This window comes from Anabaena catenula FACHB-362, from assembly GCF_014698735.1.
GTDB lineage: Bacteria > Cyanobacteriota > Cyanobacteriia > Cyanobacteriales > Nostocaceae > Anabaena > Anabaena variabilis_A.
The window spans coordinates 1-8,892 of the sequence record NZ_JACJTQ010000084.1 but is presented as its reverse complement, the minus strand read 5'-3'; the positions used below and the strand labels follow the sequence as shown (position 1 = coordinate 8,892).

General features: G+C 41.6%; 7 protein-coding genes. 2 read left to right on the top strand and 5 right to left on the bottom strand.

Going from position 1 to position 8,892, the window contains the following annotated elements:
• Positions 1–197 precede the first annotated feature (197 nt).
• Positions 198–638, top strand: a complete 441-nt coding sequence (locus H6G68_RS26120; RefSeq protein WP_242045404.1) for a hypothetical protein — start codon at positions 198–200, stop codon at positions 636–638.
• Entirely contained in the window at positions 635–820 is a 186-nt protein-coding gene (locus H6G68_RS26115) for a hypothetical protein (protein ID WP_190909251.1), read from the top strand. Before H6G68_RS26120 ends, H6G68_RS26115 begins: the two co-directional genes overlap by 4 nt.
• Before the next feature lie 168 nt (positions 821–988).
• Here the strand turns inward: H6G68_RS26115 and H6G68_RS26110 are convergent, their stop codons facing one another.
• From H6G68_RS26110 to H6G68_RS26090, 5 genes are all read right to left on the bottom strand, one after another.
• A complete protein-coding gene (locus H6G68_RS26110) occupies positions 989–2,239 on the bottom strand; it encodes a cupin domain-containing protein (protein WP_190909250.1) in 1,251 nt (416 codons plus the stop codon).
• 29 nt (positions 2,240–2,268) lie between these two features.
• The gene (locus tag H6G68_RS26105) at positions 2,269–3,411 is read right to left on the bottom strand and encodes a cupin domain-containing protein (RefSeq protein WP_190909249.1); all 1,143 of its coding nucleotides are present in this window, start codon (positions 3,409–3,411) and stop codon (positions 2,269–2,271) included.
• Between the two features lie 200 nt (positions 3,412–3,611).
• Positions 3,612–5,456 (bottom strand): GMC oxidoreductase, encoded by a 1,845-nt coding sequence (locus H6G68_RS26100; protein WP_190909248.1) that lies wholly within the window; start codon positions 5,454–5,456, stop codon positions 3,612–3,614.
• 102 nt (positions 5,457–5,558) lie between these two features.
• Positions 5,559–6,632: a gluconate 2-dehydrogenase subunit 3 family protein gene (locus H6G68_RS26095; protein WP_190909247.1), complete on the bottom strand. Its 1,074-nt coding sequence runs from the start codon at positions 6,630–6,632 to the stop codon at positions 5,559–5,561.
• A 615-nt stretch (positions 6,633–7,247) separates the two neighbouring features.
• On the bottom strand, positions 7,248–8,792 hold the full coding sequence (locus H6G68_RS26090; RefSeq protein WP_199332732.1) for an alpha-amylase family glycosyl hydrolase: 1,545 nt from the start codon (positions 8,790–8,792) through the stop codon (positions 7,248–7,250).
• Positions 8,793–8,892: the final 100 nt, after the last annotated feature.

Here is an 8,892-nt window from a genome sequence, read left to right as displayed (position 1 = left end):
GTGAGGATTGCTCTGAATATATTCAAATATACTGCCCATAACGTCTTACCAAAAAATACACTTTTATATTCTTATACCATAATTTAATTCTTTTTCGGAGATGTCTAGTAGATGAACAAGATTTAGGATTATCACTACCAATTGCTGATTTATTAAATTTAATTGAAAACCGCAGCGAAATATTAGTTAGTCAAACCTTGGAAAATTGGCAAGCTAAATTAATTAGAGCAAGAACTAGGGATGAAGAGCGACTCAAGGATTATTACAACACAATCAGTGCCGAAATTCGTAGGAAGATAGAATCTAAAGGTTTGATAGATGCCGATAAAGATAAGGAATTAGCAAGAATTGAAGCAACAAATAAAGAGTTAGAGAGAAAATTATTGGATGTAAAGGAGCGTTATACAATGAGTGTAGAGGCTTGGTTACACAGTTCCATGATTATCCATTTACCTACGGTACATATTCAATTCTCTTTACAAAGAAAAAAAGCGAAACGGATTGTCACAGCAGTTTGGAATCCTTTTACTAAAATTATTGAACCATTGCGTTGTGAAGTTTCTGGTGAACCTGTTTATAATTTTTATTTAGATGATGCAGATGCTAAAATTATATCCGCGACTGTTTGGAAGAAATGATTGAAATTAAGCAAGGTAACTTATTAATAGAACCAGCCCAAACCGGTGCCTTGTTCATACGCTTGCTAGAATTGTACGGCATTCCCGGTTATGAATTAACTAAACTAGAAATCCAAAAACTGGCCTACTTTTTGCAAGTAGCTGGTGAACCCCTGCACCTTGAGTACGTAAAACCTTATTGAAGTGGGGAATGTGGGTTATTAGACCTGCATCTGTACTACAAAATGAAGTGCAGAATGTGGGTTCAACGATTAATTCCTCTCGCACGTAGTTTTGGTTTTGACATCTCTATTTCCAGGTGCAAGATGTGAATATAGAGACATTCCATGGAATGTCTCTACACCCAATAATTAATCGTATCCACCAAACATAAATAGGGAAATCTGCTCATCGGTACTGTTCATCAAAGCATGAAGATTACCACCTTTGAGCATGGCCATGTGTCCAGGTTTGAGGGTACGGATTTCAAAACAGCGTTCTCTTTCTGGCATTTTACACCAGTCACCCACTACCATGAAGCCTTGACCTTCCATCATGAAAAACACCTCTTGGTTATCACGATGACGGTGTAAGCCAATACCACAATTAGGATTGAGTAAGTGTAAATCCATATAATCAACGGCAAAGAAGGGTTCAAAACCGTTACCGTGATTTTTGTTTCTAAAGGCACTAAAGTTCCAAGAATTTAACTGGCGGCCTAATTCGTTTTTGCCAGTGTATTGTCCATAGTTAGACATTAAATTGCGATATTCCAAGAAGCCAATACCACCGTGAGGGTTAGAGCTGATACCAGTTCCTAAGAAGTTATCCCAACCCCGCATGATCATGTTGAACTCGTAGTGATAATTAGCACCGTTTTGGGAATCCCAAACTTTTTCATTAAAGTCTGCCCAGGCTAGTTCTACATGGAGGGGTAAGATCGGATGCATAGTGTTGGTGGGCGCAACTTGTGTCATCTGGCGGTCATTTAAACCTTCCCGATTGAAGTCGAAAATGCTGCCATGTACTAAGTCAGTGCGTACCTGAAGTTCACCACGATCTATAGAATTGCGGCCTTTGTCGTCGAGTTGACTTCTCAAATCGCTGCCAGGATAACCCCAGAACTCGACTTCATAGCGATCGCTTTTTTCATTGTAAGGGACAAAAATTAACGTGGGTGTAGCTACATCCCCAACCTTAACCCAGAGCTTGATTTTTTCTCCCAATTTGTGGCCAGCAGCCACAGAAAGCCGAGAATCTGGGCCACCTCGATAGGAAATCCGCAAAAATGGCCCTGTCCAATCGCCGACAGTTACCAAACCCCGAACGAGAAAGGTGTCGGTACTATAAAAGTCTTTAACGTTTTGCTTTTGGAAATCCGTCTTGTTATCTTGCTGCGTTGGGTCGAGAATATTTGCATCAGCACCCTGAGGCCCATAAAAAACTAGAGACTCATAGGGAAACAGATACTGCAACTGGTCTGTTAGGTAAAATTCCCGTTCTGCTGCTAATTGGGCCCTTTCGAGAAAGTTCAACAACTTCAGCAAGGGATTACCCCGATTATATTCCGGTGGGGTATTGGGATCGACTTTGAAAACACTGTCAGAGTGAACGATAAACATGGCAAGTTTGTGAGAATTGGGTAGGTGAATTAGTTGGTGTGATACAAGAAAGCAACGAATTTCAGGGGTTTTGTGCCGGGGTTACGAATGCCATGCATCCCCCCACTCTTGGTAAAAATCACACTCCCTGGTTTCACTGGTAGTTCTTTAAATTCCTTTTTCCCTAATCCCATCACTTGACGTTCGACGGTCGGGTACTTCTCTGTGGCTGGGTCGTCACCAACTCGCATATAGGCAAAGCCTTCGCCCTCGGTGATGAAATACAGTTCCTCAGTACCGATATGTTGGTGAGTACCTTCAACTACCCCAGGCGGAACGGTCACTTCATGGAAAAAGACCATTGAACCGCCAAGTTCTCGTTGGATAATCCAGCGCATATCGATAATGTTGTTATCTGACTTGTCTGGATTATCACCATCCATCATGGCGTTGCGATACCGCACTGGGGCAATATCTGGTGTTTGCAAGTACCAACCGCGTTGGAAATTAATCAGATAGTTGAGGTCAGAAATAGTGTTTTGAGGTGAACTGGGGTCTTGGGTGCGAGGTTCTTGGTGCGATCGCGAATAGTCGTTATCCCAAACAGTTTCATTACTGCTAATTTGATAGCCAGAGGGTAAATTGCGATCATTTTCCCGAAACGCCAACTCTATCTTTGTCAAAGACTTGATATCTTGCAAAGCTGGACTAAACGCCTTAACTCGCGTAATTGCTCCATTGCGTCCCATCTGATCCAAAACCTGAAAATCGTGGTAGCTACCAGCAGGAGGTTCTAGAGTTTCCCAAATCTCCACTTCGTAAGCATCAATCCAAGAGCAATAGGACAGTTTTACCATTGCTTCTGCCTTCTTACTCTCATCCTCTGGCAACACCCTCACCCAAGCAATCAAATGATCCTTGAACAAGCGTTTTTTCTCCCGTGTCTGTTCCACTAACCGACTAGAACGATATTCTAAGCGGAGAAAATTACTGAGAAACTTACCATCTAGATATACCTCACCCTTGAGGGCATTGATACCTAAATAGCTACGAACTTCGCGCACATTGTAACGGTAACGGGGGCTGCGGGTAGCGTTGAGATATTCAGCGTGGTAAATCCGGTCAGGATAGAAGACAACCTTGAAAATGTCATTCCACGGACTCGTAAAAATATCGTTAAATGCTGGGTCCATAATCAACTGTTAAACCTTTAAGTTGCAGATTGAGGTAGCCAGGGAGCAGGGGAGAATCATTAACACTAGGACTTACGCAAAATATTTATCAAACTCTTATTTCTCTGTGTCCTCTGCGTCCTCTGCGTCCTCTGCGGTTTGTTTTTCCATGATTCATGCGTAAGTTCTTTTCCAAAAAGATGCAAAAGACATCTCCCTTACTAAAGCCTCTTGAGTAATTCGTCAGCGACACGGAAAGAATTAGCTTGAATTGTCAAAGTCGGATTAGCGCCGCCTGATGTGGGCATAAAAGAGCCATCGGTCACGTAGAGATTATCAAAATCCCAAGTTCGACAATTCACATCTAATACTGAGTCTTTGCGATCAGTGCCGAATCTTGCACCACCGAGAATATGATTAGCAATCCGTGCTAGGGCGTTTTCTGCCATGTACACACCCCCCGATCCCAAGAATTCATAAGGGAATTTGCGATCGCCTGGGGCATTTTGTCCGTTATCTAAAACCTGTTTGCACATATCCGCCAGGGTATTCATCAGATACCGATCATGGCTGTGCCATTCTTTAATAATGTGGGCAACTGGACGACCCCATTTATCCTTAATTGTCGGATGTAGTTCGATGCGATTTGTTTTCAGGGGTAATTGATTGGCCATGAAGCTAACAGATAGACCTCTACCCATGTATTGATCAAGGAAATCTGCCAAACCTTGACCTGCCAATCCAGTGTTATTAATAAAGCCTTTCCAGAGAGTATCTAAATCTTGACTACCCTGAGTACGTCCTAGAGATATGGGCAAAGCTTGGTCAGAGGTGTTGTTGTAGATTGCACCACCAGCCCACAGTCCCCGGCTTTTGAGAAAATCATCCGTAGCGCAAGCATCAGTAGCCCAATCAGCATCTAAAGCCTGTGATTTATCGCTGCGAGTGGGCATTAGGGCGCTTGCACCACCAAAACAGTGAGTCAGAAAATACTTTCCTAAGAGGTCATTTTGATTGATCCGGCGATCAAATTCCGAACTCATCTGTGCAGATAATTTCAACAACCGAATTGATTCAATTGCTGAACAAGCCACAACAACAATTTTTCCCTGCACAAACCGAGTTTTCCCACTAGGGTCGCGGTAAACCACGCGGCTAACTTTCGACCCTTCGCTTTCCAAATGAGTAACTACGCAGTTAGTGCGAATCTCAAAATTTGGTTGGTTAGCAATGGGACTGAGTAAAGATACCCAAGTATTTGATTTCAGACCCAGAGGACAACCAAAGCGATTTACATAACTGGTTTTAATCGTTTCTGGATCTTGAGGAGCCTTGCGTCCACTGGGTTCATGGTCACGGGTAATCACCGCTAACGGTGTCCGATATGGCTTGATAGGTTTGTTACTGTTGAGTTGTTTACCTATCTGCTCCATACCCACCTTGGCATATATACTAATGGGGTTAGGCTCTAAAGGTGGTTGATACTTATCTCCACTAAATGGTTTCAGTTGGTTCTCGACAGTGCCGTTAAAGCCAACTAAATATTCAGCTTTTAAATAGTATGGCTCTAGTTGTTCATAACTAATCGGCCAATCACGGGCTTCCCTTTGAATATCGCCGTTGGGGTCTTCTTTCAGGTCATTGCGTCCAGCATTAAAGCTTTGTAGGCGTAAATCGGTAGGTGTAAATCGGAGGGAAACACCACCATAAAGTTGCGTACCACCACCGACAACTTGGGCTGTATAACCTTCAATTGTGGCTCGGTCTTGTCCATCAAAACCACGATAAATATGTGGCTCGTCGTTAATATCTGGTTCAACGTGGCTAGAATAAAAAGCTTCGTTTTGGTTAGCTACTCCAGGAATGCGAATCCGTTTTTCTGGTCCATCAGCAAATAGTTCATCCCGTTTAAAATCACTTAACCCATTGGGGTTTTGATATTGGGGTTTAAACAAGGGGCCTTTTTCTAAAATCAATACTGATTTTCCGGCTTTGACTAAGGTGTGAGCAATAGGCGCACCACCACCACCACTACCAATAATTACGACATCAAATTGAGTTTCCATTTATCTTCTCCTAGGGATATTGATGAAAGGATAATCATGATTAATAATCTGTAAATTAATCTGTTAATCCTTTAATCTGAAAATCCTGATCCAAATTTGGTATTAGCCTCGATAATCGCTATTAATGCCGAGGGGTTGTTCTATCGCTTTGCGCCAATTAAACAAAGTTTCCCCTTTGTCATCTGTATATCTTTCAGCCAAATAAGCCCAACCTGTACCGCCAACATTACCGCCATATTTGGGATGAGAAAAAGCACCTGTATAGGTGTGGCGGCGTAATAATTGGAGGAAGTAACGGGGTTCTTGATATTGTTGATAATTCCAGCCGTTAACTTGGTTAGTTGCCATTTCGTTATACAAGTCGATGTATAACTCTTTGGAAACATCTTGGGGATTAATATAAGGATTTCTCTGCCGCAAAATCCTGTCAATCTGCCCTAGGCAAATTTTATAATCAGTTAAGTGGTGATTTTCTTCCCTAGCTAAAATGTTGTCAATGTAATTTACTGCTCCCACAGATTGATCTAGACGATAAGCAAAGGCATATTGCACTTCTTTATCTTGTTTACCAAGATAATTGTATTGGCGGTTTAAAAAGTTCTCGCCTTCAGCCGTGCGGAACGGTAAAATGTGATCTACTAAGCGAGTTAAAATTTCAAATTCCCAATCTTCAAAGCTCAAAGGTTCTGTGCAGAGTTGGGTGAAAAATCTTGACCAGAATTGACCATTATCAAGTTGAGCGCGTTGGGGGTTAATAGGATCAAGAATCGCTTGCCCATCCACAATAAATTTATAGGTATGAAATTGGGCTTTGGGAACAACAATTGATAAGGCGTAGTATCCTGTTTTTTCGCCTAAAAATTTCACTGGGTTGAGGGGAATTGGTTCAAAGAGATTGGCAAATGTGCCAATAATACTAACATCTTTGGGAGGTGTGTTGCCTTGTTGTTGATAAACGAAAGTTACTAAGTTTGAGGAGTAGCTTTTAACAAAGTCTTTACCATCACTGTAACTATCAATAATGGGAAATCGCCAAGCTTCAGCAATGCGTGAGCGAGGGTCATCGTCGGTTAATTGTCCAAAGTTATGGCGAGGATCTGTGTTAGACCTGGCTAAAAATTTTGTGCATTGGTTTAGCACATACTGATCATCGGTTTGAACGATTTCTACAGCCATTCATTTATCTCCTGCTATATCCATTCAGCAGCATTTTCTTTTCTGGTTTAACTTTGGTTATTCCAGTCTCAGAAAACTTGTTTTTATTGAATACAATACGCTCGGTTTTCTTTCCAGAAATTAGTGGAGAAAAATCTGAAAATCTTTGATGGCGTTTACCAAATCTTAACCTCGATAGATGCAAAGATAATTTGGACTAATGGTTGTGTTAGGCAATATATATTGGTAAAACTGCGGTCAGAAAATTCGTAATTAGGGCTTGCTGAAAAAGTCTTTCCGTTAGGGTTAGGAGTCAGGAGGAAGAATTAGAAGCAGCTTTTGAATAGTTGCTTTGGCGGAAAAGTGATAAGTTTTTGATGGGTTTAATGTCTATTCCTTGCACCTTCTTAACTTTTTTACCCCTGAATCCCTTGAGCTATCTAGGTTTTACATTTATTCAGCAAGCCCTAATTAACCCATGAATAAATTCATGGGCTGATCCCTTCTATTACGAATTACTAAATAATCCCTGTGTGAAGCGTTATAAAATTTGGTGGAAATCTTGACGGTTAATCAAATTAAATGAAAACCCTTTTCTTGAGCAGTGAAATATCACTATGGTTAGTTGACTATTTTTTATTGCGAGAGAATCAGGACGCTATAGGGGCCAATGCCGATATTGCCTCGGTAGGGCATACGATCAGGGTCATTACCATCTGTACTGTAAGCAACTGTGTCATAACCAGGATGGTTGCCAAAGTCTGGGCTGTATCCGTTCCAGTCGCTATTGAACCTGACTGACCACAAACCACCGCGAGGAAAGCCAATACTATAGTTGTTATAGGTGCGATTAGCCATGTTGACGATAACAACTACATCATCTCCAGTCCCACCTTTATCCCAACGATGGAAAGCGATCGCCTTATCGTTATCGTTGACATGATAAACATTCACGTTCTGTCCTTGCAAACCTCTGGTGTTATTGAACCAGTTACGACGCAACCGAATTAAAGATTGATAAAGACTCCAAATACCAGCGAATTGATCTTTTTTACTCCAATATAAACTACCGGAATCGCTCCAACTTCCCCATTCTAAGAATTCCTGACCTTGAAAAATCATAGGAATACCAGGAGAAGTGAAAACCAGAGCTGCTGCTAGGGTAGAACGTTTGCGAGCAAACCAGCTATCTGCATGACCATGCCAGATTGCTTCGGGAAGGCGGATTTTATTGTTAATTGCGGCAACTTCGTCATGGTTTTCGCTGTAGATGACTCGTTTCCAAGCGTCGCTTTCAAAACGGTGGAGAATAGCATCACGAATACTATACATATTGCGATCGCTATCGTTGGCAGTAATTACAGCATTCACCACTGGATAGTAAAATGAACCTCCCCACTGGGAATCAAATCCTGCTCCCCCTAAACCTGGATTTCGGGTGATCCATTCGTTGTTTTGCAGGTCTTCGGCAATGGTAATCTTCCACGGCATTTTGTTGTCTATTTCACTGTTGATCTGCTGCATCAAACTCCAACCTTCAGGTAGGTCATGGGCAGGATCGTTGTTATTACCGTAGAAATTGCGAATGTTAACAGTTGAATCAAAGCGTAAGCCGTCTATCTGATATTCTTCCAACCAGATAAAGGCATTATCACGGATAAATTGACGGACTTCAGGACGACCGTAATCTGGACGCGGGCCAAAAGGAGTATCCCCACGTTTATCGTTATAGAAGTAAATTCCTCCTCTACCGTTTTCTGACCAACCATCAAAACGCCACAAAGAAAAATCTAGTTCTTGGGGGCCAAAATGGTTGTAGACAACATCGAGAATAATGGCTATGCCAAATTCATGAGCTTTTTTGACAAAGTTTTTAAAGTCGCGGGGTTCGCCATAATTACTCTCGATATCAAAGGGAAAAGCAGGGTTATAGCCGAGAGAGTATTCACCAGCAAAGCCAAAAATCGGCATCAGTTCAATGCCATTGATGCCTAAATCTTTTAAGATGCCTAGTTTATCAATAATCGAGCTAAAGTCTCCTGGCTTATCTGCGGTTCTGTTGAAGGAAGCAACGTGCAGTTCGTAAATTACCAATTCATTCCAGGGTGGCATATTGAAGATATTGCTGCCCCAGTCGAAATTATCTCTAGCAATCACACCATCGCCATTTTCATTAGACATCTCCGAAAAAGAATTAAATTATGGTATAAGAATATAAAAGTGTATTTTTTGGTAAGACGTTATGGGCAGTATATTTGAATATATTCAGAGCAATCCTCAC

What these genes read in the sequence shown, in the direction of transcription:
- H6G68_RS26115 (WP_190909251.1), top strand. Translation starts at nt 635, where the DNA reads ATGATTGAAATTAAGCAAGGTAACTTATTAATAGAACCAGCCCAAACC.
- H6G68_RS26110 (WP_190909250.1), bottom strand. Translation starts at nt 2,239, where the DNA reads ATGTTTATCGTTCACTCTGACAGTGTTTTCAAAGTCGATCCCAATACC.
- H6G68_RS26105 (WP_190909249.1), bottom strand. Translation starts at nt 3,411, where the DNA reads ATGGACCCAGCATTTAACGATATTTTTACGAGTCCGTGGAATGACATT.
- H6G68_RS26100 (WP_190909248.1), bottom strand. Translation starts at nt 5,456, where the DNA reads ATGGAAACTCAATTTGATGTCGTAATTATTGGTAGTGGTGGTGGTGGT.
- H6G68_RS26095 (WP_190909247.1), bottom strand. Translation starts at nt 6,632, where the DNA reads ATGGCTGTAGAAATCGTTCAAACCGATGATCAGTATGTGCTAAACCAA.
- H6G68_RS26090 (WP_199332732.1), bottom strand. Translation starts at nt 8,792, where the DNA reads ATGTCTAATGAAAATGGCGATGGTGTGATTGCTAGAGATAATTTCGAC.